24 protein-coding genes are annotated in these 25,265 nt (G+C 63.3%); 8 read left to right on the top strand and 16 right to left on the bottom strand.

Features of this window, described 5'->3' with window-relative positions:
- Positions 1–17 precede the first annotated feature (17 nt).
- The 9 genes from F0Q04_RS13605 to F0Q04_RS13565 form a co-directional block, all read right to left on the bottom strand.
- On the bottom strand, positions 18–698 hold the full coding sequence (locus F0Q04_RS13605; RefSeq protein ID WP_116925643.1) for an amino acid ABC transporter permease: 681 nt from the start codon (positions 696–698) through the stop codon (positions 18–20).
- 10 nt (positions 699–708) lie between these two features.
- A complete protein-coding gene (locus F0Q04_RS13600; protein WP_116925642.1) occupies positions 709–1,392 on the bottom strand; it encodes an amino acid ABC transporter permease in 684 nt (227 codons plus the stop codon).
- Positions 1,389–2,186, bottom strand: a complete 798-nt coding sequence (locus F0Q04_RS13595; RefSeq protein WP_116925641.1) for an amino acid ABC transporter ATP-binding protein — start codon at positions 2,184–2,186, stop codon at positions 1,389–1,391. The genes F0Q04_RS13600 and F0Q04_RS13595 overlap by 4 nt, the downstream gene beginning before the upstream one ends.
- Positions 2,187–2,226: 40 nt before the next feature.
- Positions 2,227–3,087 carry a transporter substrate-binding domain-containing protein gene (locus tag F0Q04_RS13590; protein WP_182341292.1) on the bottom strand — a complete coding sequence of 287 codons (861 nt, stop codon included), beginning with the start codon at positions 3,085–3,087 and terminating at the stop codon, positions 2,227–2,229.
- Between the two features lie 197 nt (positions 3,088–3,284).
- On the bottom strand, positions 3,285–4,757 hold the full coding sequence (gene hydA, locus F0Q04_RS13585; protein ID WP_182341289.1) for a dihydropyrimidinase: 1,473 nt from the start codon (positions 4,755–4,757) through the stop codon (positions 3,285–3,287).
- 149 nt (positions 4,758–4,906) lie between these two features.
- Positions 4,907–5,326 (bottom strand): VOC family protein, encoded by a 420-nt coding sequence (locus F0Q04_RS13580; protein ID WP_182341286.1) that lies wholly within the window; start codon positions 5,324–5,326, stop codon positions 4,907–4,909.
- Positions 5,327–5,417: 91 nt separating this feature from the next.
- A complete protein-coding gene (locus tag F0Q04_RS13575) occupies positions 5,418–6,452 on the bottom strand; it encodes a threonine ammonia-lyase (RefSeq protein WP_232539339.1) in 1,035 nt (344 codons plus the stop codon).
- Entirely contained in the window at positions 6,452–7,465 is a 1,014-nt protein-coding gene (locus F0Q04_RS13570; RefSeq protein ID WP_182341283.1) for an N-carbamoyl-D-amino-acid hydrolase, read from the bottom strand. Before F0Q04_RS13570 ends, F0Q04_RS13575 begins: the two co-directional genes overlap by 1 nt.
- Before the next feature lie 148 nt (positions 7,466–7,613).
- Positions 7,614–8,282 (bottom strand): aspartate/glutamate racemase family protein, encoded by a 669-nt coding sequence (locus tag F0Q04_RS13565; RefSeq protein ID WP_182341280.1) that lies wholly within the window; start codon positions 8,280–8,282, stop codon positions 7,614–7,616.
- A 178-nt stretch (positions 8,283–8,460) separates the two neighbouring features.
- Between F0Q04_RS13565 and F0Q04_RS13560 the strand changes: the two genes are divergently transcribed.
- Entirely contained in the window at positions 8,461–9,405 is a 945-nt protein-coding gene (locus F0Q04_RS13560; protein WP_182341277.1) for a LysR family transcriptional regulator, read from the top strand.
- A 93-nt stretch (positions 9,406–9,498) separates the two neighbouring features.
- On the opposite strand, the gene dkgB is transcribed toward F0Q04_RS13560, so the two are convergent.
- Both dkgB and F0Q04_RS13550 read right to left on the bottom strand, forming a co-directional pair.
- Positions 9,499–10,302: a 2,5-didehydrogluconate reductase DkgB gene (gene dkgB, locus F0Q04_RS13555; RefSeq protein ID WP_116925634.1), complete on the bottom strand. Its 804-nt coding sequence runs from the start codon at positions 10,300–10,302 to the stop codon at positions 9,499–9,501.
- A 268-nt stretch (positions 10,303–10,570) separates the two neighbouring features.
- Positions 10,571–11,743, bottom strand: a complete 1,173-nt coding sequence (locus F0Q04_RS13550; protein ID WP_182341275.1) for an MFS transporter — start codon at positions 11,741–11,743, stop codon at positions 10,571–10,573.
- A gap of 75 nt (positions 11,744–11,818) precedes the next feature.
- Between F0Q04_RS13550 and F0Q04_RS13545 the strand changes: the two genes are divergently transcribed.
- Entirely contained in the window at positions 11,819–12,721 is a 903-nt protein-coding gene (locus F0Q04_RS13545) for a LysR family transcriptional regulator (protein WP_182341272.1), read from the top strand.
- An 85-nt stretch (positions 12,722–12,806) separates the two neighbouring features.
- On the opposite strand, the gene F0Q04_RS13540 is transcribed toward F0Q04_RS13545, so the two are convergent.
- On the bottom strand, positions 12,807–14,600 hold the full coding sequence (locus F0Q04_RS13540) for an AI-2E family transporter (RefSeq protein WP_232539676.1): 1,794 nt from the start codon (positions 14,598–14,600) through the stop codon (positions 12,807–12,809).
- Positions 14,601–14,937: 337 nt separating this feature from the next.
- The gene (locus tag F0Q04_RS13535) at positions 14,938–17,328 is read right to left on the bottom strand and encodes a Tex family protein (RefSeq protein WP_182341267.1); all 2,391 of its coding nucleotides are present in this window, start codon (positions 17,326–17,328) and stop codon (positions 14,938–14,940) included.
- A 223-nt stretch (positions 17,329–17,551) separates the two neighbouring features.
- Between F0Q04_RS13535 and F0Q04_RS13530 the strand changes: the two genes are divergently transcribed.
- Together F0Q04_RS13530 and F0Q04_RS13525 are read left to right on the top strand one after the other, a co-directional pair.
- A complete protein-coding gene (locus F0Q04_RS13530) occupies positions 17,552–18,718 on the top strand; it encodes a DUF72 domain-containing protein (RefSeq protein WP_182341264.1) in 1,167 nt (388 codons plus the stop codon).
- Between the two features lie 151 nt (positions 18,719–18,869).
- Positions 18,870–19,361: a hypothetical protein gene (locus F0Q04_RS13525; RefSeq protein WP_116925629.1), complete on the top strand. Its 492-nt coding sequence runs from the start codon at positions 18,870–18,872 to the stop codon at positions 19,359–19,361.
- Between the two features lie 53 nt (positions 19,362–19,414).
- Here the strand turns inward: F0Q04_RS13525 and F0Q04_RS13520 are convergent, their stop codons facing one another.
- Positions 19,415–20,425 carry a bile acid:sodium symporter family protein gene (locus tag F0Q04_RS13520; protein ID WP_116925628.1) on the bottom strand — a complete coding sequence of 337 codons (1,011 nt, stop codon included), beginning with the start codon at positions 20,423–20,425 and terminating at the stop codon, positions 19,415–19,417.
- A gap of 88 nt (positions 20,426–20,513) precedes the next feature.
- On the opposite strand from F0Q04_RS13520, the gene F0Q04_RS13515 reads away from it, so the two are divergent.
- The 4 genes from F0Q04_RS13515 (at position 20,514) to F0Q04_RS13500 (ending at position 23,370) form a co-directional block, all read left to right on the top strand.
- A complete protein-coding gene (locus F0Q04_RS13515) occupies positions 20,514–21,434 on the top strand; it encodes a LysR family transcriptional regulator (RefSeq protein WP_182341261.1) in 921 nt (306 codons plus the stop codon).
- 108 nt (positions 21,435–21,542) lie between these two features.
- The gene (locus F0Q04_RS13510; protein WP_182341258.1) at positions 21,543–22,079 is read left to right on the top strand and encodes a superoxide dismutase family protein; all 537 of its coding nucleotides are present in this window, start codon (positions 21,543–21,545) and stop codon (positions 22,077–22,079) included.
- A gap of 74 nt (positions 22,080–22,153) precedes the next feature.
- Positions 22,154–22,825, top strand: coding sequence for a pyridoxamine 5'-phosphate oxidase (gene pdxH, locus F0Q04_RS13505; RefSeq protein ID WP_182341255.1), 672 nt, complete (start codon positions 22,154–22,156; stop codon positions 22,823–22,825).
- Entirely contained in the window at positions 22,825–23,370 is a 546-nt protein-coding gene (locus F0Q04_RS13500; protein WP_232539338.1) for a GNAT family N-acetyltransferase, read from the top strand. Before pdxH ends, F0Q04_RS13500 begins: the two co-directional genes overlap by 1 nt.
- Before the next feature lie 307 nt (positions 23,371–23,677).
- Here F0Q04_RS13500 and F0Q04_RS13495 read toward each other — a convergent pair whose 3' ends face one another.
- Positions 23,678–24,628, bottom strand: coding sequence for an AEC family transporter (locus F0Q04_RS13495; RefSeq protein ID WP_409935153.1), 951 nt, complete (start codon positions 24,626–24,628; stop codon positions 23,678–23,680).
- A 149-nt stretch (positions 24,629–24,777) separates the two neighbouring features.
- Complete coding sequence (locus tag F0Q04_RS13490) at positions 24,778–25,248, bottom strand: GNAT family N-acetyltransferase (RefSeq protein WP_116925624.1); 471 nt, start codon at positions 25,246–25,248, stop codon at positions 24,778–24,780.
- Positions 25,249–25,265: the final 17 nt, after the last annotated feature.

Here is a 25,265-nt window from a genome sequence, read left to right as displayed (position 1 = left end):
GCCTGCTAGTGCGTCTATCAGTGGCTGAACATGGCGAGCTTGCGGTGCTCCAGGCGCGCCAGCCAGCGCGTCAGCGGCCACAATAAGGCCAGGTAGAGCAGTGCGGCCAGCACCACGGGCGAGGGGTTGTAGACCAGCGACTGCACATCGCGGGCGTTGCGCAGCAATTCCGGAATCCCGACCACGCTGGCAATCGCGGTGAGCTTGACCACCTCAATACAGTTGCCCAGCAAGTCGGCCTGCACATGGCGCGTGGCCTGCGGCAAGATCACCCAGCGCAGTGCTTGCAAACGGCTCAGACCGGTGGAGCGGGCCGCTTCCATCTGACCTTTGGGAATGGCCTCGATGCCGGCGCGAAACACCTCGGCAAAGTAGCTGGAGTTGTTCAGCGTAAAGGCCAGCATCACGGCAATCAGCTTGGGCACATCGCCGATGACAAAAGGCAGGCCAAAGTAGAGAAAAATCAGCAAGACCAGCGGCGGAAAGGCGCGAAAGAAATCAATATAGGCAATGATGCTCCAGCGCAGGCTGCGGCGGCTCGATTGCGTCTGGCCCAGGGCCAGCAGCAAGCCTGCAGCTGCACCCAGCGGAATCACCAGCACCGAGAGCCAGATCGTGGTCCAAAAACCTTGCAGCAAATACGGCAGCGCTTGCTGGAAGACCTCGAGGTTGAAGAAGTTTTGTAAGAAAATTTCCATGGCTTGGCACTTACGCGGTGGTTTTGGTTTTGTGCTCCAGCCACCGCGAGAAAATCACGATCGGCAAGAACACCAACAGGTAGAGAAATGCCCCAATCGTCAGCGGCGTGGGGTTGCCCGCCACCGCCGATGCGGCCTGCGCATTGCTCAGAATTTCCCCCAGGGCAACGATCGAGCCCAGTGCGGTGTTCTTGGTCGTCGAGATCACACGGTTGGTCAGCGGCGGTACCGCGCGGCGCAGCGCCTGGGGCAAGACCACCCAGCGCATCGCCTGCCACCACGACAGGCCGGTGGAGCGCGCCGCCTCGGTCTGGCCTTTGGCCAGCGAGGCCATCGCCGACCAGATGCTTTCTTGCGCATAAGCGGCCAGCACCATCGACAGGCTCACCCAGGTCGCGGCAAAGGCCGATAACTCCAGCCCCAGGGTCGGCAGGCCAAAATACAGCAGGATGAGCACCACCAGCGGTGGCAGCGAGCGCATCACGTCCGAGAAGATCACAGTGGCTGCCGTCAGCCAGCGCAGCTGCAATGCGCGGCCAATTGCCATGGCCAGACCCAGCGCCAGACCGGTGATGACGACCGCTATGCCGACCCCGATGGTGACCAGCATGCCACGCGCGATGTCGGCCCAGTATTCCTGCGCGATGGCAAGGTTGAAAAAGGTAAATAAAAAACCGCCGCTGGACTCGCTCATAGGCTGCCACCTGCGCCAATGAATGCCTGCAATGCAGCGCCTTTGACTCCATTCGTGCCATGCATGTAGCGGCCCACAAAGCTGCGGGTGCGCTCTTGCTGGGGGTTCTCAAAAATCTCAGCCGGGGTACCCGCTTCGGCGACCACGCCGCCATCCATGAAGATCACGCGGTCAGCCGCTGCGTGGGCAAACGCCATTTCATGGGTCACGACCAGCATGGTCATGCCTTCATCGCGCAGCGCGCGCATCACCTGCAGCACCTCGTCAACCAGCTCCGGATCCAGCGCGCTGGTGGGCTCGTCAAACAGCATCACCTGGGGCTTGAGCGCAATGCCGCGCGCAATGCCCACGCGCTGCTGCTGCCCGCCCGATAGCTGGCTGGGAAACGCGCTCGCCTTGTGGGCCAGACCCACTTTGGCCAGCGCCTCCTGGGCAATGGTCTCGGCCTCGGCTTTGCTTTTTTTCTGCACCTGGCGCAGTGCCAGGGTGATGTTTCCCAGCACGTTCAGGTGGGGATACAGGTTGAAGTGCTGGAACACCATGCCGACGTTTTGGCGCACCTGGTTGACATCGACATCGGACCGCATGATGTCCTGGCCGTTGATGACCACCTGGCCGTCGCTGGGCTCTTCCAGCCGGTTGCAGCAGCGCAGCATCGTGCTTTTGCCAGAGCCAGAAGGTCCGATGACGCACACCAGCTCTGCCGGGTACACACGCAAGTTCACACCACGCAAGACGTCCAGCGAGCCGTAGGATTTGCGCAGTTCAACAAGTTCAAGAATGGGGGCACTCATAGGTTCTCAGCACTTCAGGGTTATCACAGCCATCGCGTGCTTACGAGCACTTCGGCTTAACGGGGGTGGCGTCGTAGTTCTCGGTGCCTGGCACGCCGTGGCCTGGGCTGACGGTGCGCTCCACGCTGTTGGTCTCGGGCGAGTAGCCATACCATTTTTCTGCGAGCTTGGCGATCGTGCCATCGGCCTTCATGCACTTGAGCACGTTGCTGACCTGGTCACGGCCGGCCTTGTCGTCGAGGCGGAAGGGAATCGCCCAGACCAGCCCGGTCTTGATGGTGTAGCCCGCCTGCAGCGCAGGCGATTGTTTGACGGCCCAGCCCGCCACCGTGCTGCCGGTCAGGTTGTAGTCGGCACGCTTGGTCAAGACGGCCTGAATCGCATCGGCGTTGGAGCCGTAGACGAAGTACTTGAAGCCGTACTTGTCGGCGTTCTCTTTGGCCCAGGCGTCGTAGTTCGAGCCCTTGTTGACCGCAACAACCTTGCCTTTCAGCGCCTCCAGCGACTCCAGCGCGGCTGCGTTTTTTCGGCCCATGAAGGTGTAGTTCGTCTCGGTGTAGCCCTCGGTAAACAGCATGGCTTTGGCGCGCTCAGGCGTGACCGTCACAGGCGCGAGCAGAAACTCGTATTTGCCGCTGTTAAGACCCGGCACCAGGCCCGAGAATTCGGTTGCATCAATGCTGAGCTTGCGGCCCAGGCGCTTTGCGATTTCTTCGCCCATGTCGACGTTAAAGCCTTGCAGGCCGCCGCCGATCTTGACCATGGCCTGCGGGGCAAAGGTGGGATCCAAGGCGGTTTTCAAAGGCGCAGCAGTTTGTGCGTGGGCGGCGCTGGTCAAAGCCAGTGCCAGTGTCAGTGTCAGCCAGGAGACGCGAGTGAGGGTATGGGCAAGGTTGTTCATGGGCGGAGTTGGTTCATTCATGGATGAAAAGCCATCACTGGCTGGGCCTGAAAGCTTGGGAGCTTGAGAAAATTATTGGGCGCATTGGCCAAGCTGTCGCCTGCCGTTTTATCGGTATGCCTTAACCTGTTGTTAAGGGCCCGCCAAAGCCAGGCTGGGCCTGGCTTTGGCACGCAAAAGGCGACGTCATCTGGCACTCAATACTGCTGCCAGGCCTTGCCTTTGAGCCCCAGCCATTGCGAGGCATCAGAGGGCTTGGGCTGCTGGGCTGCTTGCAAAATCGGCTCGGGGCATTCGCAAGGCAAGAATTGGCCACGGCCACGCTCGGCCTGCAGCTGGGCGTCCTCGACCACGACCTCGCCACGGCTGATCACGGTGATGGGCCAGCCATTGACCACACGGCCCTCGTAAGGCGTGTAGCCGACCTGGTCGTGCAGGTCGCTCCAGCGCACGCTGCGCTGGGCTTGGGGGTCCCAAATCGCAATGTCGGCATCCAGGCCGACGGCAATATCGCCCTTGCGTTTTTGCAGGCCATACATGTATGCATGGTTGGTGGCAGTGAGACGCACAAATTCTTCGGGCGTGAGGCGGCCAGTCAGCAGGCCCTCGGAGAACAGCAGCGGCAAGCGCAGCTCCAGGCCGGGCACGCCATTGGCCATTTCCTTGAAGGTGGTGGCATCGCCCTTGGGCAGCTTGCCGCTTTCATCGAACTTGTAGGGCGCGTGGTCAGAACTGTAGATGCCCAGGGTGCCATCCAGCAGGCCTTGCCAGACCTTGTCTTGCGCGGCCTTGTCGCGCACGGGTGGACTGCAGCAGAATTTTGCGCCTTCCAGGCCCTCCTGGTCCATGTCTTCTGCGGTCAGGAACAGGTATTGCGGGCAGGTCTCGGCATGCACTTTGCTGCCCAGTTGCCGGGCACTGCGAATCACTTCAATCGCCTCGGGGCCTGAGATATGCACCAGCAAAATCGGCACATCGAGCAGATTGGCCAGGTGGATGGCGCGCGAGCTCGCTTCGATTTCTGCAATCGCATCGTGGGCCACGCCGTGAAATTTGGGTGCCGTGAGGCCCTTGTCCAGCAGACGGCGGGCGATCCAGCGGATCACGTCGTGGTTCTCGGCATGCACCATGACCATCGCGCCTTCGCGGCCTGCGACTTCCAGCACATCCAGCATCTGGAAGTCGTCGATCTTGAGCTTGTCGTAGGTCATGTAGACCTTCAGCGAGGTGATGCCCTCTGCAATCGCGCGTGGCAAATCCTGCTCCAGCATTTGCGGGGTGATCTCGGACAGGATCAGGTGAAAGCCGTAGTCGATCACCGCTTTCTCGGCCGCCAGCTTGGCGTAGGCAGCGACCACCTCGGGCACTTGCTGGCCTTTGTGCTGCGCAGCAAACGGGATCACGCAGGTCGTGCCACCAAACGCGGCCGAGACCGTGGCGCTGTAGAAATCATCGGCGCACATCACGCCCGCGCTGGACGCTTGTTCAATATGGGCGTGGCTGTCGATGCCGCCTGGCATGACCCACAGGCCTTGTGCGTCAATGTCACGCCGCCCTGCTGGCAGGTTCTCGCCAATGGCAGCAATGGCGCCGCCCTGAATGCCGATATCGGCCACAAAGGTGTTTTGGGAGGTGCTGATACGGCCGTTGCGGATGGTCAAATCAAACATGGCATCGTTTCTTTCTCAAGCTAGGTTCAGACAGATGCCCGGGTGGTAAGCAGGCTTCATGCCAACTTGCACCGGATTGGTGCTCAGTGCAACGGCTTTGGTGCATGGAGGGGCCTTGGGGCAGCGTTTTGGGGAACCTGAATACATTCTTAGTGCGCGTAGATTTGCGCTTCTGAGCGGAAGCCTTTGACCTCGATTGGATTGCCAAAGGGATCACGAAAGAACATCGTCCATTGCTCACCGGGCTCGCCCTCAAAGCGCACTTGGGGCGCGAGCACAAACTCCACGCCGGCGGCTTGCAGGCGGTCGGCCATCGCGCGCCAGTCGGGGTAGAGCAAGATGATGCCGAAGTGCGGCATCGGCACCATGTGCTGGCCGACCTTGCCGGTGTTGGCCGTGGCAAAGGGCTCGCCCAGGTGCAGGGAGATTTGGTGGCCGAAGAAATCAAAATCGACCCAGGTGTCGGTGCTGCGGCCTTCGATGCAGCCGAGCACGCCGCCGTAAAAGGCGCGGGCCTGGTCCAGATCGCGGATATTGAAGGCAAAGTGGAAAGCGGAAGGTAAATTCATGGTGTATGGACTCTGGAAATAGCTGGACGGTGCGGGCGCTGGCGAATGCATGGAACGCAGAGCAGGCCCGCTCGGGACGTGGCAGATGGCATCAAGCCAGGGCCTGGCTGAGCAAAGGCAAGTCGACATTGGCCCCTGACAGCACAACCACTGCACTTCGGCCCTCTAGCGGCAACTTGCCTGCGAGCAAGGCTGCCAAAGCCACTGCGCCGCCGGGCTCGACCACCAAGCGCAGGTCTTCGATGGCAAAACGCATGGCAGCCAGTACCTCGGCGTCGCTGACGCTGACGGCCTGGCTCAGGCGCAGGCCATTGATCGCATAAGGCAGCTCGGCCGGTGTGACGGCCTGCAAGGCATCGCAAATCGAATCGGCCGATTGGGGATTGCTCTGGCGCGTGCCACTGGCCAGTGAGCGCACGGTGTCATCAAACGCAGCCGGTTCCACGGCGACGCAGCGGGTCTGCGGGCTCAAGGCGGCCAGGCTCAGATTGCAGCCCGCCATCATGCCGCCACCGCCACAGGGGGCGGCAAACAGACCGAGTTGCGCCAGGTCATCGGCAGGCAAGTCCTGCAAGGCTTCGAGCGCGACCGTGCCTTGGGCGGCCAGCACTTCGGGAAAGTCGCCCGGTGGGATCAGGGTTGCGTCGGTCTCGGCCAGCAACTGCATGCCGATCTCCTCACGGCTTTGCGTCATGCGGTCGTAGTGCACCACTTTGGCGCCCTGCTCCAGCGCCTTTTTGACCTTGTTCTTGGGCGCATCAGCGGGCATCACAATCGTCGCCTGCACGCCCAGCGTGGCAGCGGCCCAGGCAATCGCCTGGCCGTGGTTGCCCGTGGAGTACGCGATCACGCCGTTCTGGCGCTGCGCTTGGCTGAGCGACAAGATCGCATTGAAGGCACCGCGCAGCTTGAAGGAGCCGGTGATTTGCAGGCATTCGGGCTTGAGCCAGATGCGTGCACCCGTGCGTTCGCTCAGGCTGCGCGAAAACAGCAGTGGCGTGCGGCGTATATAGGGCGCAATGCGCTCGGCGGCCAACTCAACATCGGCAAACGTGGGCACGCGCATTACGCCAAACAGCTCATGCTGGATGCTGCTGGGCAGCTCGGCCAGGCTGGGCGCATTCATTAGTTCTGCTCCTGGGCGACGACAGCGCCTTGGGGCAGCCAAACCGCAGGCGCTGTGCTGCCAGTTTGGTTGGTGAGCCGCTGGTAGGCTTCGAGGCGGCGGTGCTGCGCAAAGTTGAAGATGGTCGTGCGGCCCAACTCGCACATCGCGAGGTTGCAGTCGGCCACGACCAGCTCGTCGTCCCAGCTGGTAGCCATCGCCATGATCTCGCCTTGCGGGTTGACGATGATCGAGTGGCCCATCAGCTCAAAGCCGTCTTCATTGCCCGCCTTGGCCACGCCCACGCCAAACGTGGCGTTTTGGTAGCAACCGGCCTGGATCGATAATTGCGAGTGGAAGTTGCGCAGGTGGTGGGCTTCAAAGCCACGGTTTTCCTGGTTCACGGCCGGGGTGTTGTAGCCCAGCATGACCAGTTCCACCTGCTGCAGACCCAGCTCACGCCAGGATTCTGGCCAGCGGCGGTCGTTGCAGATCAGCATGCCCATGTTGACGCCTTCGACTTCACCTACAGGCGCGCGGGTGACCGGAAAGCCCAGGTTGCCCACTTCAAAATAGCGCTTCTCCAGGTGCTGCACCTTGCGGATGGTGGAGAACTCCTTGTGACCGGGCAGGTGGATTTTGCGGTACTTCAAAATGACCTCACCCGACGGTGCAATCACCACAGAGGTGTTGAAGCGGCGCTTGCGCAGCACGCCGGTTTCATCGGCTTCGTGGGCGATCTCGGCGTAGCCCAGGTAGCAGGTGATACCGTAGCGCTTGATTGCATCGAACAGCGGCTGGGTGGCGGGCGATGGCAGGGTTTCTTCATACCAGTTGTCGGCCTGGTCGAGGTCCTCGACATACCAGCGTGGGAAGAAGGTCGTGAAAGCCAGCTCAGGGAACACCACCACATTGGCGCCGCGCTGGTAGGCGCGCTCTACGAGGCGCACCATGCGTGCGACGACCGAGTCACGGCCTTCGGCTTTTTGAATAGGGCCCAGCTGGGCGGCAGCCACGGTAATAAGACGCTTCATAGTTGTAGAACTCAAGTGCTAGGAAAACAAACAGGCCTGGTGTGACACGGCAGCGCAGCGCACGCCCAGGTCAAGCCATCAAAGTCAATCCAAGGGGAAAAAGGGTGCAAGGGCTTGTGCCCATGCCGCTAGGGTGGCGAGCAGTGGCCTACCAGCCCAGCCGCGCACGGCCCAAGGCCATCGCAGCAGCTGCTTGGGTGGGTTCGACCACCGGCACGCCAGTGGCTTCAGCCAGTGCATCGCGGTAAGAGGCCATGCCTGCACAGCCCATCACCAGCACGTTCGCGCCCTGCTCGCGCACCAGGCGCTGCCCCACCTCCACCATGCGCGAGAGCGTGCGTTCCTGGTCGGCCAATTCAGTCACGCCCAGGCCGATTGCAGCTTCGCCAGCAATGCGGCTGCTGATGCCCATCGCACCGTAGTTGCGCATATGGCGGGCTATCGAGGTTTCCAAAATCGCAATCACGCCCACCCGCTGGCCCATCGACAGGGCCGTCAGCATCGCGCACTCGCTGATGCCCAGCACCGGCACGCCACGCGGCTGCATGGCCTCGCGCACGGCGTACAGGCCGGGGTCGCTAAAGCAGGCAATCACCACTGCTGCGCAGTCATCCGGCAAGGCCAGGCAATGCTGCACCAGGAGCATGGCCACGCCATCGACATCCTGTTGGCTTTGCACACCGGGCGGGCCGCTTGGCAGCCAGTCACTGACGAAGCGCGGCCCTCCAGGCATGCGCAGCGGCGAGAGCGCGAGATCAATTCCTTGGGTGACCCTTAAGCTGCTGTTGGGGTTGACGACGTAAATGGCCGATGACATGAGCGCGCCTCGTACAAATTGGAATGACTGCAATTTACGAGTATTCGCGTGGCATAGAAATTGCTGAAATGTCGGTCTTGATTAACATGAGGTTAAGGCTTGCTGGTGGCGCCCTGCTCTGTGCAGTCTCCCAGCACCTTGGCCGCTTTTGTAGTCACCTTGACTAGTAAGGACCACAATGGCCGCACTGAACTTGCGCCAGATTGAGGTATTCCGCGCCGTGATGAGCACCGGCAGCATTGCGGGCGCTTCGCAAATCCTGTTTGTCTCCCAGCCGGCCGTCAGCCGTCTGCTGGCCTACACCGAGCAGCGCATTGGTTTTGTTTTGTTTGAGCGCATCAAAGGGCGCTTGTTTGCCACGCCGGAGGCGCGCCGCCTGATTGGCGAGGTCGAGCAGGTCTACCAGTCGGTGCAGCGCGTCAACGACCTGGCAGGCGACCTGGCCAGGCACCGCACCGGCATTCTGAACCTGGTCTCGGGCCCCTCGATTGGACAAAGCTTTATTCCGCAGGCTGTCGCCAGTTTTCGCCAGCAGTTTCCCGATTGCAAGATGACTTTTGCCTGCCACGGCCACGAGCAGATTCGCGAGCGCTTGCTGAACCACCAGGCCGATCTTGGCGTGATCAGCTCAGCGATTGAGCACCCGAATCTCGACATCACGCCGCTGTGCACCAACCGCCTGGTGTGCATCATGCCGGCCAACCACGCACTGTGCGAGAAAGAAGAAGTCTCCCCCGAGGACTTGATGCAATGGCCCATGGTTGGCTACGGACACGACACGCCGATGGGTCGGCGCGTGACGGCGTACTGCCAGGATATGGAGCTGGAGCCCAACGAAGTGGTGGAGGTGGGCTCGCCGCAAAATGCGGGATCGATGGTCGAGATGGGTGTGGGCATTGCGCTGGTCGATGAATTCTCGGTGCGCAGCTGGCATGCCTCGCGACCCGTCATGGTGCGCCCCTTGAGGAATGCACCGGTATTGCAAACCAATTTGGTGCATCACAAATTCGAGCCCATGTCCCAGCTGGCGCAGCGCTTTATCGCCGAGTTGCGCCAGTTGGTTGAGCAATACGGCTTTGTGCTTGCGCGAGAGAGGGATATGGAACCGGCGGTGACCCCATAGCATGGGCCAGATTGCAGAACCATCCCGCCTTTGGACGCAGCGCGTTTGCTGCAAAGCGGCCAAGCGCCCATGCAGGCAAATGCGGCTACCGCCTCAATCCCAGATCGGAGCCAGCCCCTCAGGATTGACTTCGCGGCCATTGCGCTCCAGCTGCGCAATGCGGGCCATGTCCTCGGCATCGAGCACCAGCTGCTGGGCCAGCAGGTTGCTGGCCAGGTTCTCGCGCTTGGTGGAAGACGGGATGACGGCGTAACCCAGCTGCAGCGCCCATGCCAGGGCGACCTGGGCGACGGTGGCCTGGTGCTTGCTGGCGATCTCGGCCAGTACCGGGTCCTTCAGCACCTTGCCGTAGGCCAGGGTCATGTACGAGGTCACAGCAATTCCCTGCTCCTGGAGAAAGGCCGTCAATTGGTGGCTTTGCAGGTAGGGGCTGAGCTCGATCTGGTTGGTGGCGATCTCCCCTGCTCCGACAGCAGCGATAGCCTGGCGGGTCAGCTCGATATTGAAGTTGGAAATACCGATCTGGCGCGTGAGGCCCTGGGCCTTGGCTTCTGCCAGTGCCGTCATGAACTCTTGCAATTCCACGCCATTGCCGGGGGCGGGCCAGTGGATCAGGGTCAGGTCCACATAGTCGCTGCGCAGCTTTTTGAGGCTGTGCTTGAGGCTGGGAACCAGCTTGGCCTGGCTGTAGTTGTCGGTCCAGATCTTGGTGGTGACAAACAGCTCTTCGCGCGCCACGCCGCTGTCGGCCATAGCCTGGCCCACTTCGGCTTCGTTGCCATAGATCTGCGCGGTATCGACCGCCCGGTAGCCCAGCTCCAGTGCATTGCGCACGGAATCGACGACCACCTGCCCTTGCAGACGGAAAGTACCAACGCCAAATCGAGGAATAGACATAAAAAACTCCTTGGAAAAAATACAGATAGAGACAGGTGCGGCAGACCTGCAGCGCTTGGATCTCCAACCAGGTCTTCATCGCATTGGCAACCAGTTTGCGCTTTTCATCCTTGCAGATAAAGCCCTGGATCAACAATATTCTTTTGAAGAAATATCAACTATCAAGCCCTACCCACTCCGTGCGCGGCTTCACCAGGCCTAGAAAGCAAAAAAGCCCCTCGCGCAGCCTGTGGTCTGCACGAGGAGCCTTTGGCCCAAATAGCAATGTTTAGATATTGCTAGCCGCCGCTGCAGCACCAGCCTGACCACGGCGCATGCGGCCCTGAATCAATACCAGGCCCAGCCCGCCTGCGGCAAGCGCCGCACCTGCCCAAGCTACGGCCCCGTAGCCCAGGCCCTGTCCGATCACGGCACCCCCCAAGGCCGCGCCCACGGCATTGCCCAGATTGAAGGCGCCCACATTGACGGATGAGGCCAGGCCGGGCGCCTCAGCAGCGGCCTGCATCTGCACCGGGGGCACCATGCCAAAGGCAGCCGCACCCCACACCACCAGACCGATGCCGGCGCCTACATGGGTGGTCAGCGCCCAAGGCAATACCACCATGATGAGCGCCAGGGCCAGCAGGATGAGGCGCGTGGCGCCATCGAGCGACCAGTCGGCCAGGCGCCCTCCCAGGCTGTTGCCGATGGTGAAACCCAGGCCAATGAGTACCAGCGCAAAGGCGATAAAGCCGGGGCTGGCATGGGTGATCTCGGTCAGCACCGGGGCCACATAGGTGTAGAGCGTGAACATGGAGCCGGCGCCCAGCACCGTGGTGCCCATGGCCAGCAGCACCTCAGGTCGCGTCAGCACCTTGAGCTCGCGGCGCACATCAGGGCGTGTGCCGGCCTCGCCCTTTGGTAGCACCATCCACAGCGCGGCAATGGTGACCAGGCCCAGCGCGGCCGTGCCGGCAAAGGCCAGCCGCCAGCCCACTTGCTGGCCGATCCAGGTGGCAGCGGGCACACCGCCAATATTGGCCACCGTGAGCCCCATGAACATCGCAGCAATGGCGCTGGCCTGTTTGTCCTTGGGCACCACGCTGGCTGCCACCACCGCGCCAATGCCAAAGAAAGCGCCATGGTTGAGGCTGGTCACCAGGCGCGACAGCATCAAGGTCGTGTAGCCGGGGGCCAGTGCCGAGAGCAGATTGCCCACGGTGAAGATCAGCATCAAGGTGACCAGCGCGGCGCGCCGACCAAAGCGGCTGAACAGCAAGGTCATCACCGGCGCGCCCAGCATCACGCCCACGGCATAGGCCGACACCAGCATACCGGCGGTCGGAATGCTGACATCAACGCCCTGGGCGATAACAGGCAAAAGCCCCATCGGGGCAAACTCGGTCGTGCCAATGGCGAAAGCACCAATGGCCAAGGCGAACAAAACAGCGGAAGACTTCATAGCCTCTAGTGTGCCCTGCTACTATTTGCAGATTAAGTACCATTGCCACCAAAATATTTTGACGCCAGGGCAACAATGAAGACCACGCTCGATGAATTGCAGGCCTTTGTGGCCGTGGTCGATACCGGCTCGATCACCGCAGCGTCCGAATTGCTGGACCAGACGGTGTCCGCCACCAGCCGCACCTTGGGCCGGCTGGAAGAAAAGCTACAAACCACCCTGCTGCGCCGCACGACCCGCCGCCTGGAGCTGACCGAAGAAGGCAGCGCCTTCCTGCAACGAGCACGCGCGATTTTGGTGTCCGTCGATGAGGCCGAGGAGCTGATGGCCGCCCGGCGTGTGCGGCCCGCCGGGCGCCTGCGGGTGGATGCTGCCACGCCCTTTATGCTGCATGTGCTGGTGCCGCTGGTTGACAGCTTTCGCGCGAAATATCCGGAGGTGGAGCTGGAGCTGCACTCGCACGAAGGCATTGTGGATCTGATCGAAAAGCGCAGCGATGTCGCCTTTCGCATTGGTGCGCTCAAGAATTCGAGCATGCATGCGCGGCCGGTGGGCATCAGCCGCATCCGGGTGCTGGCCAGCCCGGCCTATCTGGCGCGCCATGGCACCCCGAGCAGCCCCCAGCAGTTGGCGCAGCATGTACTGCTGGGCTTTACCCAGCCCGATTCGCTCAATGAATGGCCGCTGCGTGATGCAAGCGGCGAGCTGCTGCGCATCCAGCCCGCGATTGCGTCCTCCAGCGGCGAGACGCTGCGCCATATGGCCCTGGCGGGTTTTGGCATCGTCTGTCTGTCGGATTTCATGACCCGGGCGGACCGCGACAGCGGCCAGCTGGTGACCTTGTTTGACGACCAGCTGCTCGATGTGCGCCAGTCCATCCATGCGGTGTACTACCGCAATACGGCGCTGGCCTCGCGCATCACCTGCTTTGTCGACCATGTGATCGGTGCGCTGGGGGCGCAGCCCTTCAGCGACTGATCGCTGCCACCCAGACCATGGACAACCGCCCTGCTCTGCCGGGCTTGGGGGCGCCTATTACTGCCTGCCTGCCAAAGCGCGCTCGTCAGGCAGCATCCTTGTCCGATGGCTCTTCATCCACCACCAGCGCCGTCAGGTCACTGATCCGGTAAGCGGCGCTATCGGCCTGCATGCTGCCCAGCGTTGCAGGCCGCAAGGGTCCGCGCCCCGGGGCGCCCAACAGCATCACGGTGATGTGCAGCTGCGGGCAGCGCAAGCGCAGGCTCTCGCACATCTGGCTAAGCTTGCCCAGCGGGTTGGAGTGAAAGCTGCAGATGCACAGATGGCGCACGCCGTCATAGAGGGACAGATCGCCCTGGCGCAGTACCGTCTCGATCGACACCGCGCGGGTGCTGCTGTCCACGCCGTGCAGCCGCAGCGCATGGGCGGCCATCGAGGCGGCATGCCGGTCAATATCCCACTGCATGCCCACGCAGACCACGGTCTGTGCCGGTGGCTGGCCTTCGGCAACTGGGGGCAGCGCCGCGGGCCGGTAGTGGCGCTGCAGGCCACTGAGCAGCATGGCCACGGCCTCTGAAAGGCGCTGGCGTTGCGGCGGGCTGGCGGAATGGCGGTACTGCTGCGCGGCAATCAGCAGCGCCGGCACGGCCACTTGGTCATAGAACTGGGTGACAGCCAAGGCCTGTTCATGCTGGCTGGGCTTGGGAGACAGCGCCTGGTCAATATTTTCCGAGGCCACGTCAATGGCCTGGTCCACATCGCCACGCCACAGCCGTTGCAGCAGTTTCTCGGGCGGGTCAAACACGGCCTGGCTGCCCAGCAAGATCTCCAAAAAGCCCATGCCCGGAATATAGCGGCCCAGCACCAGCAGGCAGACCGTCAGCGGCGTCGACAAGATCAGGCCGATGGGCCCCCAGAGCGCGGTCCAGAAGGTCGCTGCCAAAATAATGGACAAGGTCGACAAGCCCGTGCTGGCCCCATACAGCCAAGGCTCGATCACGTTGTTGCTGAGCAACTCCAAAAGCAGGATCAAGGCCAAGGTCCACAGCAGCAGGCTCCAGCCCGGGTCCACCGCAAAGGCCAGCGTGAGCGGGAACACCGCCGACGCCATCGGGCCGATATAGGGCACAAAGCGCAGCACCGCTGCCAAGATGCCCCAGAGAATCGCGCCAGGCACACCAATCCACCACAGCCCCAAAGCCATCGGCACGCCATAGCTCAGATTCACAAAAAGCTGCATGCGCAGATACTGGCCAATGCGGGTGGCGGCATCGTCGAGCGCGTCCGACGCCATATGGGTGTTGGGGCCCATCAGGCGCAGCAGCCGGTCCTGCAGGCCGCTGCGGTCCAGCAAGATCAAGACGACAAACAAGAACACGATGCCGGTGGTGGCCAGCGGCTCAGCCACCTTGCTCAGCAGCTCCAGCGCCTTTTGAATGGGTTTGACGGTGGGCTCTTGCACTTCCACCTTCTGCACCCGGCGCGTGCGTGCATCGCCCTGCCCGATCTCCGTCTCCACGGTATTGAGCACCTTGACGGCGCCGTCCCAGACGCCCGGGCCATTGAAATAAGGTTTGACATGGCGCAGCTTCTGGCGAATGGTGTTTTGGTAGGTGGGCAGCTCGGCGCTGAGGCTGGTGACCTGACCGCCCACATAGATGGCGCCCGCACCCAGCGCGCCCAAGGCCAGCACCATCACCAGCGCCACCGACAGCACCCGGGGCATGCCCCAACGCTTGAGCCGGCTGACCGCCGGGTCCAGCAAAAAGCCCAGAAGCGCTGCCAGGGCCACCGGTAGCAGCACATCCCGGCCTACATACAGGCCCAGAATCACCACCGCCGCAATGACCATGCCCACCATCAGCCGCAAACCGGGCACGATCGCCAACAGCGGCGCCAGTGTTTCTTGGGTAGACGGCCCGGCTCGGCGGCGCCCCGCTGAGCGCCCGCTGCTGCGTCCCGTTTCGCGCAGCTCTGCACGCTGTGAGCGTTTGGGCCCGGGAACAGGCTGGGCTACAGGCTCATCATCGGGCGCGGGGTGGTCGGGTGGCATGGGGTGCAGAGCTCAGAGGGGTGGGATACGCAAGCTGCTATTAGATCCAATTTCCGGGATGGAAGATGTCATCTTTGGCCGCTTTTTGGAGCGCTGACCGCAGTCAACAAAAAACCGCAAGGCCGGATGGCACTTGCGGTTCGCGCAGGGCATAGGCCTGGGCTTATTTTTTGAGGCCTTGCAGCTTGGCAAAAGCCGAGGCCATGGCGTTTTGCTGCGCAGGTTGGTTGGCGCGTGCGGGCTGCGTGTAGCCGCCCCGGCCGCCACCGCCCTGGCCCCGGCCAGCCGCTTCAAAGCGGTTGTCGCGTGGGCCATCGCGGCGTGGGGGCGCAGCGTCCAGCTTCATCGTCAGGCTGATGCGCTTGCGCTCCACATCCACTTCCAGTACCTTGACCTTGACGATCTGGCCGGTCTTGACGGCTTCGCGGGCATCTTCGATGAACTTGTAGCTCATCTGGCTGACGTGGACCAGGCCATCTTGGTGCACGCCCAGGTCCACAAAGGCGCCAAACTGGGCGACGTTGCTCACGGTGCCTTCCAAGGTCATGCCTTCGCGCAGGTCCTTGATGTCTTCCACGCCTTCGTTGAAGCGGGCCACGACAAAGTCGGGGCGCGGGTCACGGCCGGGCTTTTCCAGCTCGCCCAGAATGTCCGAGATCGTGAGCGCGCCAAACTTCTCGCTGACAAAGCGCTCGGCCTTGAGGCTCTTGAGCACCTCGCCACGGCCCATCAGCTGGTCCACCGGCTTGCCCGTCGTCGCAATGATCTGCTCAACCACCGCATAGGTTTCCGGGTGCACGCCGGTCATGTCCAGCGGGTTGTCACCACCCCGGATGCGCAAAAAGCCTGCTGCCTGCTCAAAGGTCTTGGCGCCCAGCCCCGCCACATCCATCAGCTGCTTGCGGTTCTTGAACGAGCCATTGGCATCGCGCCAACGCACCACCGACTTGGCCACCGTGCCCGACAGGCCGGAGACGCGGCTGAGCAGTGGGGCAGAGGCCGTATTCAGGTCCACGCCCACCGAGTTCACGCAGTCTTCCACCACCGCGTCAAGCTGGCGGGCCAGCTCGCTTTGGTTCACATCGTGCTGGTACTGCCCCACGCCAATGCTCTTGGGGTCGATCTTGACCAGCTCGGCGAGCGGGTCCTGCAGGCGGCGGGCAATCGAGGCCGCGCCGCGCAGGCTGACATCGACATCGGGCATCTCGAGCGCAGCAAACTCGCTGGCCGAGTAGACCGACGCGCCCGCCTCGCTCACCACCACTTTTTCAATCTTCTTGTCCGCTTTCTCGGCAATGCGGATCAGGTCGGCGGCCAGTTTGTCGGTCTCGCGGCTGGCCGTGCCGTTGCCAATCGCAATCAGGTTGATCTGGTGCTTTTCCACCAGGCGTGCCAGCACGGCCAGGGAACCGTCCCAGTCGCGGCGCGGCTCGTGCGGGTAGACGGTGGTGGTGTCCACCAGCTTGCCGGTAGGGTCGACCACCGCGACTTTCACGCCGGTGCGGATGCCCGGGTCCAGGCCCAGCACGGCGCGCTGGCCGGCAGGCGCTGCCAGCAGCAGGTCGCGCAGGTTGTCGCCAAACACCTTGATCGCTACTTTTTCGGCGTCTTCACGCAGGCGGGAGAACAGATCGCGCTCGGTCGACAGGCTGAGCTTGACGCGCCAGGTCCAGGCCACGCACTTGCGGATCAAATCATCGCTGGCGCGCTTGGCATGGCTCCAGCCCAGGTGCAGCGCAATCTTGCCCTCGGCGAGGCTGGGCTGGCCCGGCTCGGGCGCCACGCCAGGCTGCAGCTCGGGCTGGACCAGCTTGGCCTCGAGCACTTCGAGCGCGCGGCCCCGGAACACGGCCAGCGCGCGGTGCGACGGCACGCGGCCAATGGGCTCGTCATAGTCAAAGTAATCGCGGAACTTGGCGACCTCGGGGTCGTTTTCGTTCTTGGACTCGACCTTCTTGGATCGCAGCAGGCCTTCGGCCCAAAGCCATTCACGCAGCTTTTGCACCAGTGCCGGGTCTTCAGCCCAGCGCTCGGACAGGATGTCGCGCACGCCATCGAGCACGGCCAACGGGGTCGAAAAATCCGGACCGGGCTTGCCATCGTCGAGCACGGTGGCGGGCTTGCAAAAGGCCCGGGCTTCCTGCTGCGGGTCCAGGCTCGGGTCCGCAAACAGCTTGTCAGCCAGCGGCTCAATGCCAAACTCCTTGGCGATCTGGCCCTTGGTGCGGCGCTTTTGCTTGAAAGGCAGGTAAATGTCTTCGAGCTCCTGCTTGGTGGGCGCGCGGGCAATGGCCAGGCGCAGCGCATCGGTCAGCTTGCCCTGCTCGTCAATGGCCTTGAGCACCGTCTCGCGCCGCTCCTGCAGCTCCCGCAGATACGTCAGGCGCTCGGCCAAATCCCGCAGCTGGGTGTCATCCAGACCACCGGTGGCTTCCTTGCGGTAGCGGGCAATAAAGGGCACCGTCGCCCCGCTGTCCAGCAATTCCACGGCCGACGTCACCTGCGATTCGGCAACCTTCAGCTCAGCTGCAATCTGCGCAATGATCTTTTGCATGCTCTACGCTCGCTCCAATGCTTCTCTGGCAAAAGAGCCAGTGTGCCATAGCTGCTGGCAGCCACTGGGGATTTGAACAGTTGCCGGATTTGAAAAATGTAATTTTTATAGCGATCGGCAGGACAGCTGCACTGGGGTGGCACCTCACGGCGGGCTTTGCGCGCCAATCGTCAAACAATGCCAATCGGGCGGGCAGCTGCCGCCAATGGCATACTGGGACGCGATGTCCTCTGACCATGACCTGAATTTGGATTTGTTTGGCGCCGAGCCCGCGCCGGCTGCTGCTGCAGCCACCCCAGCGGCGCCGCCCGCCAACGCGCAAGACAGCGAAGCCGCCCCTCCTCCAGCCGCCACTCCACCCGCTCCTGCCGTCAAAACGCGCAGCCGTGCGCAGGCCGTCGGTGCCGCATACCCCTTGTTGGGGGAGGACCTGGCCCCCGCCCTGCCTGCGCTGCTGCGCATGGGCGGCTCATCCTGGTCCTATCCTGGCTGGCAGGGCCTGGTCTGGGACAAGGCCTACAGCGAGCGCATTCTTGCGCAGCGCGGCCTGAACGCCTATGCCGAGCACCCGTTGCTGCGCACCGTCAGCATTGACCGCAGCTTTTACCGGCCGCTGGCAGCGTCCGAGTACGCGGTTTATGCCGCCCAGGTGCCAGAAGATTTTCGCTTTGTCGTCAAGGCGCCGGCGCTCGTCTGCGATGCCCAGGTGCGCAGTGAAGAAGGCCGCGGGAAAGAGCCCAACCCAGCCTTTTTGAATGTGGAGCTGGCCCTTGCCAGCTATGTGCGGCCCGCCTGCGAAGGGCTGCTGGACAAGCTCGGCGTGCTGCTGTTCCAGCTCAGCCCCCTGCCGCTGGGGCGGCTGCTGAACCTGCAGCCCACCTTGGCGGAACTGGAGCAACTGGCGCAGGCCGTGCAGGCCGAGCTGGCCGGATTGCCGGCAGAGCGCCGGCCCATTGTGGCCTTTGAAGTGCGCGATGCCGATTGGCTGCGCCCCGACATCGCCCCGCAGCTGGCCCAGATTCTGCGCCAGACCGGCGCGACCTACTGCCTGGGCCTGCATGCCAAGATGCCGCGCCTGCCCGAGCAACTGCCGCTGCTGCGCGCGCTGTGGCCCGGCCCGCTGGTCTGCCGCTGGAATGTGAACCCCGTCTTTGGCCCCTATGGCTATGCCGATGCCGAAAAGCAATTGGCGCCGTTTGACCGCATCCAGCAGCCTGACCCCGCGACGCTGGCCCTGCTGGCGAGCACCTTGGCCGGCGTCTGCGGCAAGGGGCAAGCGGCCTATGTCACCGTCAGCAACGAAGCCGAGGGCTGCGGCCCGCTCAGCATTGTACGGCTGGCAGAGGCGATGGCCGCGCTGAAAAAATCTGAAAACCCAAGCCCGGCCTGATTGCAATCGCTTGCGATGTTTTGCGCAAATTTGCCGCTGCTGCCCCGTTATCTGCGCTGGAGCAGTCTGGTGCAGGCCTATGATGGTTGCCCTGCGGGTGCGCAGCGCAGTGCCATTCCGGGCGAACGCCGCACCCACTCCCCCTTTAGCGATGGATCCCATGCGTTACCGCACTTTGTGCCAATTTGCCAGCCTGGCGGCCTTTTGCACTGCCCTGGCCTCTTCTTTCAGCGCCCAGGCGGCAGAAGTCCGTGCCAACCGGTTCACTGTGAGCGACAGCGTCACCAGCGTACAGCTGTGCGGCAACCGCAACCAGGGCAGCAACAAGGCGGAGCAGCCCTACCGCGTGGTGCAGGGCGAGCAAAACGGCCAGGCCTATTTGTTTGTGCAGTGGATGAACCAGCCCGAAGAAACGCCCCACTGGCGCGGGGTGGCCGCCCATACCCAGGGCTTTGCCGAGATCAACGACGACAACGCCGATCTGGGCTTGCAGGAGCTGCGCTGCAAGGCCCATGGCAAAGGCATCGTGATTACGGCCCAGGTGACCGGTGGCAAGCCCGCGGCCAAGCGCCGCACGATGCAACTGGAAGTGGGCCCTGCGCTGGAGAAATACAGCATCCGCTTCAGCCCGGCGCTGAAGTGATGCGGGCCGGGGCTTGATGCGCCCGGCCCGTTTTTGATGGCTTTCGCTGTGGCTTACTTGCCCGCAGCCGCTGTGCCCAAGGCCTTGTCACCCTCGAGCTGCTGCGCACGCTTGGCATACTTGGCGGCCAATACCCCGCAGACCATCAGCTGCATCTGGTGGAACAGCATCAGCGGCAGCACCATCATGCCCACGGTGCTGCTGGCAAACAGCACCTTGGCCATGGGCACGCCACTGACCAGGCTCTTCTTGCTGCCGCAAAATACGGCGGTGATTTCATCCTCTTTGCTAAAGCCCAGGCGGCGCGAGAGGAAGGTCGTCAGCAGCAAGGCCAGTGCCAGGATGATGGCGCTGATCACCAAGAGGCCCACCAAGGTGGTCACCGACACCTGGCGCCAGATGCCTTGCACCACGGCGGCACTGAAGGCGGTGTAGACCACCAGCAAGATGGAGCCCTGGTCCACCACCTTGGTGAGCTTGCCGTGCTTTTTGATGAACGGGCCCACCCAGCGCTGCAGCAGATGGCCTAGGGCAAAAGGCAGCATCAGCTGCAGCAGGATCTTGACCACCGCATCGACCAAGGAGCCGCTGGCACCATGGGCGGTGACAAACACGCTCACCAGCAGCGGCGTGATGAACACCCCCAGCAAGGTCGAGGCCGAAGCGCTGCAAATGGCCGCCGGGATATTGCCGCGCGCCATCGACACAAACGCAATCGAGGACTGCACGGTGGACGGCAGAACGCACAGGAACATCACGCCCACATACAGCTCGGGCGAGACCAATGGCGTCAAGAGCGGCTTGAGCGCCCAGCCCAGAAGCGGAAACACGACAAAGGTGCTGCCGACGATAAACAGGTGCAGTCGCCAGTGCATGATGCCCGCGAGAATCGCCTGGCGCGAGAGCTTGGCGCCGTGCAGAAAGAACAGCAAGGCCACGGCGGCGGTCGTCAAGGTCTCAAAGCTGCTCGCCACCTGGCCGGTGGCAGGCAAAAAACTGGCCAGCAGCACGGTAGCCACCAGCATCAGGGTGAAGTTGTCGGGACGGAATTTCATGAGCGCCATTGGACGCCGTTCTCTAGTGAAAGTAAAATTAATTTATAAGATTGATTAATGATTTAAAGTCATATATATCCCCATCACCCTTCCAGCCATGCATGTCAGCCTCCGCCAGCTCCAGGTGTTTCTCTGCGTTGCCCAGTGCCGCAGCTTCAGCCAGACCGGCCAGACCCTGGGCCTGACCCAGTCGGCCGTGAGCCGCGCGATGGTCGAGCTGGAGGGCCAGCTCCATGTGCGGCTGCTGGACCGCACCACGCGCGAGGTGCTGCTGACCGATGCCGGCCAGCTGCTGGCCCAAAAAGCCGCACCCTTGCTGCAGGAGCTGGCCGATACCCTGGCCGAAGTGGCCGATGTGGGCCACGCCGCGCGCGGCCAGGTGCGCATGGCCAGCAGCCCGACCTTGTCTGCCGCGCTGATGCCCGCCTGCATTGCCGCCTGCAACCGCGAGCTGCCGCAGGTCCAGCTGCAGCTGGTGGACCGCCTGCAGCAAGAAGTGCTGGCCCAGGTGCGCAGCGGCGATGTGCATTTTGGGCTGGTGGTGGAGCCGCCCGAGCTGGGTGACCTGGACTGCATCAATCTGCTGCATGACCCGTTTGTCGCAGTGCTGCCGCCCGGGCACGCGCTGGTGCAGCAGGCGCAGGATGCGACGAGTTTGCGCTGGGACCAGCTGCGCGGCGAAGCGCTGGTGCTGCTCGACCATGCATCGGGCAGCCGCCGCCTGATGGACGCCGCGCTGCTGGCCAGCGGTTGCGGGCCCGAGCACAGCCCCGTCGTGCAAGAGGTCGGCCATGTGACCACCGCCTTTCGCATGGTCGAGGCGGGCATCGGCATCAGCATCATGCCGGGCCTGGCGATCCCGGCCCATGGTTTGAGCAGCCTGCAGGTGCGCGATCTGCGGCCCCAGGTGCAAAGGGCCATCATGCTGGTGCGGCGCCGCCAGCGCAGCCTGCCCGCTGCTGCGCAAGCGGTTTGGGATTTGGTCGCCAGGCGGCTGACAACGCTGCCCCCGCAGTAAGCATGCCGCCTCGATTGCTAGCCATCAGACTACAAAACAGGCCCAGCACGCATGCTAAAAACGGTGGCTTGTGACAACCCTTTAATACAAGGCACCAGGAGAGTTCGCATGATTCAACGCATCCCATCTATCGCCAAACTCGCAGCCGCTGCTGCCGTGGCCGCCGTTTTGAGCGCCTGCGCCCACACCGATCGCGCCACGCCCATTGCCGAGGCCACGATCAACCCGACCGAAGGCAACAACATCAGCGGCTACTTCCGCGTCTACGAGGTCAACCGCGACACCGTGCGCGTGATGGCCCAGGTCAAGGGCCTGCAGCCCGGCAGCGAGCATGGCTTCCATGTGCATGAGAACGGCAACTGCTCCTCGCCCGATGCGATGAGCGCCGGCGGCCACTACAACCCGAACGGCCACCAGCATGGCAAGGCCGGCCCGCAAGCCCATGTGGGCGATCTGCCCAGCCTGATGGCCGATGCCGCGGGCACCGCGTTCCTGGTCTGGGAGACCAAGGACCTGTCGATCGGCACCGGCAAGCCCAGCGACATCAAGGGCCGCGCCGTGGTCGTGCACAAGGACAAGGACGACTACACCACCCAGCCTACCGGCAACTCCGGCGCGCGTCTGGGCTGCGGCGTGATCCAGTAAGCCCCTCCTGCGCTCCCCAGCCTGTGGCGCCCAGCGGCCCACAGGCTTTTTTGTCGCTGCGCCGCGCTAAAGCGATGCACAATCGGGCCATGAGCGAACTCTCCCACTCCATTGCCGATTTGCGCAAAAGCTATGAACGCGCAGAGCTGAACGAATCGGCGTCTTGCGCCGCGCCCATCGACCAGTTTGACCGCTGGATGAACGAGGCGGTCGCCTCGCAACTGCCCGAGCCCAATGCGATGACGGTGGCCACTGTGGGAGCCGATGCCCGCCCCAGCACCCGCATCGTGCTCATCAAGGGCTACGACGCGCGCGGCATCGTCTGGTACACCAATTACGACAGCCGCAAGGGCCGCGAGATTGCCGGCAACCCATTTGCCGCGCTGATGTTCCACTGGGTCGAGCTCGAGCGCGTGGTGCGCATCGAGGGGCGCGTGGAGAAAGTCTCGGACGAAGAAAGCGATGCTTACTTCAACAGCCGCCCGCTCGACTCGCGCATTGGTGCCTGGGCCAGCCCGCAAAGCCAGGTCATCGACAGCCGCACCGTGCTGGTGACCAATGCCGCCAAGTATGGCGCGCAGTTCCTGCTCAAGCCCCCCCGCCCGCCGCACTGGGGTGGCTTTCGCCTGGTGCCCGACACCTGGGAGTTCTGGCAGGGCCGCAAGAGCCGGCTGCATGACCGTCTGCGCTACCGTCAGGCAGCGCCAAACAGCGCCGACTGGATTCGCGAGCGCCTGGCGCCCTGATGCTGATGGCTGCCGCTGCCTATGAGATCCGTTGGCTGAACCCGTCCGATGCCAGTGCGTTCCAAACGCTGCGCCTGGCGGGCCTGCGCGCATCGCCTAGCGCCTTTGGCTCCAGCTACGAAGAGGAAAAAGACCGTGCATTGGCGCTGATTGAGGCGCGCCTGGCGCCCAGCCCCGACCAGGGCGTGCTGGGGGCCTTTGCCGGGGGCCAACTGGTGGGCATGCTGGGTATCCGCCGCCAGGACGGCCTCAAGACCCGGCACCGCATGGCTTTGTGGGGCGTGTATGTGGCGCCCGCCTTCCGCGGCCAGGGTATCGCGCAGGCCTTGTTGGCGCGGGCCGTCGCCTTTGCCCGCCAGGTGCCTGGCGCGGTGCAGATCCACCTGAGCGTCAACGCCGCCAATGCCAGCGCCATTCGCCTCTACGAGCAAGCGGGCTTCCATGCCTATGGCACCGAGCCGGCGGCCTTGCTGGTCGATGGCGCGCTGCACGACGAGCTGCTGATGCAGCACCGCTTGCATCCTGCCGCAGGGCCTGTGGCCTAAGAACCTGTTCAAAGTCTCTACGCAGCCGCGTTGGAGTGCAATCGGGATGAGTTCGAAGGGATGGAACGCTGCTTGCACCGGGGTGCAAGCAAGGGCCAGCGCGCAGAAATCGCCCGATTTCACTCCAACCCGCAGGGACAGTGGCTTTGCGCTGCCCGGGAAGGGGCGCCCGGCTAGGGAGCGGTCTGCGTCGTTGCAAATCCTCGCAATAGCATGGCTATTGCTGCGGTATTGCGCGGCTGGGCGCCCCCCTCGCATCCCATCCCGCAAAGACACTGTCGCGGCGCGAGGAGACTTTGAACAGGTTCTAAGCCGTCTGCAGCAGCTGGGCCAGGCCCAGCAAGATCAGCGGTATCGTCACCAGGGCCAGGCTGGTCGATACCGCGATGCTGGCCGTGACCTCCTCGCGCCCCACTTCATAGCGCTGCGTGAACAAAAACACATTGGCCCCCACCGGCAGCGATGCGGCCGTGGCCAGCACCACCAGCGGCAGGCCGCGCAGCCCCCACATCCATCCGATGGCCAGCAGCAGCACCGGGTGCAGCAGCAGTTTGACCACTGCGATACGGCTGGCAGGCAGCCAGTAGCGGCCCACTGCGCTGAAAAACAAGGTGATGCCCACGAGCATCAGCGCGATCGGGCCCAGCGCCTGGGCCAGCATCTGCAGTGAGGTATCGATCACCTCGGGCATCTTGAGCCCGGTCTGCGCGAACAGCAGCCCGCAGATGATGGGCAAGGGAATCGGGTGGATGATGCCGTTTTTCAGCGCCCGGACCACGGTGATCGCCATTCCGCGGTAGCTGCGCGCGCCGCCTTGCGCCCCCTGCTGCTGGTGCATGACGGCCAGCTCGAACACGATGGTGGCCGAGGTCATCAGGATCAGCGCATGGACCGAGACGATGGTGAACAAGGTGACCAGGCCTTCTTGCCCAAACACCATTCCCACCAGCGGCACGCCGATCATGATGTTGTTGCTGAAACAGTTGGCCAGAGCCCGCGCAGCGCCCAGCGTGGTAAAGCCCTGCAGCAGCAAGGTCGTGACAAACAGCAGGCCCGCAGCGCTGAAGTAGACCGCAATGGTCTGCAGGTTGAGCTCTTGCACACGCACCGTGCTCATCGTGTGAAACAGCAAGGCCGGCGTGAGAATCAGAAAAACGATATTGGACAGATCGCGCACCGATGCCGCCTTGACCCAGCCCATGCGCCCTGCACCATACCCCAGTGCAATGAACAGCACCACGGGAATCAAAGACACCATCACCGCCATCGCTGCATCGCCCTTTGTTGATCAAACCCGGCGGCGATTATCGCCGCTGCACCGCGCCGGCCTCGTCGCCCAGGGGCGCGTTAGCCAAACCGCCGCGAATCCAAAGGACGCATGCAGCCTGCCGGCAGCGCAATGCCGCGCTACAGCACGCGCGCCAGAAAGGCCGTGCCCGGCACCGGGTTGACGCTCACCGGCGGCGCATCGACAAAGCCCAGATCCCGGTAAAGCGCTTGGGCGGCGACAAATTCCGGCAGCACATCGAGCGCCATGCGCTGGTAACCGGCGGCGCGGGCCTCCTGCAGCATCTGCTCGACCAGGCGCCGGCCCAGCCTGAGGCCGCGCGCCGCTGGCCGCACATAGACGCGTTTGAGCTCGCAGCACTGGCCATCGACATCGCGCAACGCCGCGCAGCCCACCACCGCATCGCCTTGCCAGGCCAGCAGCAAACGCCCCTGGGGCGCTGCATATTTGCCGGGGAGTGCCGCCAGCTCGGGCTCATAGTTCTGAAAACCCAGGTCGGCCTGGGGGCTGGCAATGTACTCGCGAAAGATCGCCAGCACCGCCTGCAGATCTTCAGGAAAACGGGCGTGGCGAATGGATAGATCAGGCATCGGCGGGGTTCGTATCA

This window comes from Comamonas koreensis (genome assembly GCF_014076495.1).
Lineage (GTDB): Bacteria > Pseudomonadota > Gammaproteobacteria > Burkholderiales > Burkholderiaceae_C > Comamonas > Comamonas squillarum.
The sequence above is the reverse complement of the archived record's forward strand: the minus strand, read 5'-3'. Positions and strand labels throughout refer to the sequence as shown.

What these genes read in the sequence shown, in the direction of transcription:
- F0Q04_RS13545 (WP_182341272.1), top strand. Translation starts at nt 11,819, where the DNA reads ATGAAGACCACGCTCGATGAATTGCAGGCCTTTGTGGCCGTGGTCGAT.
- F0Q04_RS13580 (WP_182341286.1), bottom strand. Translation starts at nt 5,326, where the DNA reads ATGAATTTACCTTCCGCTTTCCACTTTGCCTTCAATATCCGCGATCTG.
- F0Q04_RS13520 (WP_116925628.1), bottom strand. Translation starts at nt 20,425, where the DNA reads ATGGCGCTCATGAAATTCCGTCCCGACAACTTCACCCTGATGCTGGTG.
- F0Q04_RS13500 (WP_232539338.1), top strand. Translation starts at nt 22,825, where the DNA reads ATGCTGATGGCTGCCGCTGCCTATGAGATCCGTTGGCTGAACCCGTCC.
- F0Q04_RS13535 (WP_182341267.1), bottom strand. Translation starts at nt 17,328, where the DNA reads ATGCAAAAGATCATTGCGCAGATTGCAGCTGAGCTGAAGGTTGCCGAA.
- F0Q04_RS13565 (WP_182341280.1), bottom strand. Translation starts at nt 8,282, where the DNA reads ATGTCATCGGCCATTTACGTCGTCAACCCCAACAGCAGCTTAAGGGTC.
- pdxH (WP_182341255.1), top strand. Translation starts at nt 22,154, where the DNA reads ATGCACAATCGGGCCATGAGCGAACTCTCCCACTCCATTGCCGATTTG.
- F0Q04_RS13515 (WP_182341261.1), top strand. Translation starts at nt 20,514, where the DNA reads ATGCATGTCAGCCTCCGCCAGCTCCAGGTGTTTCTCTGCGTTGCCCAG.
- F0Q04_RS13525 (WP_116925629.1), top strand. Translation starts at nt 18,870, where the DNA reads ATGGATCCCATGCGTTACCGCACTTTGTGCCAATTTGCCAGCCTGGCG.
- F0Q04_RS13575 (WP_232539339.1), bottom strand. Translation starts at nt 6,452, where the DNA reads ATGAATGCGCCCAGCCTGGCCGAGCTGCCCAGCAGCATCCAGCATGAG.
- F0Q04_RS13530 (WP_182341264.1), top strand. Translation starts at nt 17,552, where the DNA reads ATGTCCTCTGACCATGACCTGAATTTGGATTTGTTTGGCGCCGAGCCC.
- F0Q04_RS13495 (WP_409935153.1), bottom strand. Translation starts at nt 24,628, where the DNA reads ATGGTGTCTTTGATTCCCGTGGTGCTGTTCATTGCACTGGGGTATGGT.
- hydA (WP_182341289.1), bottom strand. Translation starts at nt 4,757, where the DNA reads ATGTTTGATTTGACCATCCGCAACGGCCGTATCAGCACCTCCCAAAAC.
- F0Q04_RS13590 (WP_182341292.1), bottom strand. Translation starts at nt 3,087, where the DNA reads ATGAACAACCTTGCCCATACCCTCACTCGCGTCTCCTGGCTGACACTG.
- F0Q04_RS13560 (WP_182341277.1), top strand. Translation starts at nt 8,461, where the DNA reads ATGGCCGCACTGAACTTGCGCCAGATTGAGGTATTCCGCGCCGTGATG.
- F0Q04_RS13570 (WP_182341283.1), bottom strand. Translation starts at nt 7,465, where the DNA reads ATGAAGCGTCTTATTACCGTGGCTGCCGCCCAGCTGGGCCCTATTCAA.
- F0Q04_RS13510 (WP_182341258.1), top strand. Translation starts at nt 21,543, where the DNA reads ATGATTCAACGCATCCCATCTATCGCCAAACTCGCAGCCGCTGCTGCC.
- F0Q04_RS13550 (WP_182341275.1), bottom strand. Translation starts at nt 11,743, where the DNA reads ATGAAGTCTTCCGCTGTTTTGTTCGCCTTGGCCATTGGTGCTTTCGCC.
- F0Q04_RS13600 (WP_116925642.1), bottom strand. Translation starts at nt 1,392, where the DNA reads ATGAGCGAGTCCAGCGGCGGTTTTTTATTTACCTTTTTCAACCTTGCC.
- F0Q04_RS13605 (WP_116925643.1), bottom strand. Translation starts at nt 698, where the DNA reads ATGGAAATTTTCTTACAAAACTTCTTCAACCTCGAGGTCTTCCAGCAA.
- dkgB (WP_116925634.1), bottom strand. Translation starts at nt 10,302, where the DNA reads ATGTCTATTCCTCGATTTGGCGTTGGTACTTTCCGTCTGCAAGGGCAG.
- F0Q04_RS13595 (WP_116925641.1), bottom strand. Translation starts at nt 2,186, where the DNA reads ATGAGTGCCCCCATTCTTGAACTTGTTGAACTGCGCAAATCCTACGGC.
- F0Q04_RS13490 (WP_116925624.1), bottom strand. Translation starts at nt 25,248, where the DNA reads ATGCCTGATCTATCCATTCGCCACGCCCGTTTTCCTGAAGATCTGCAG.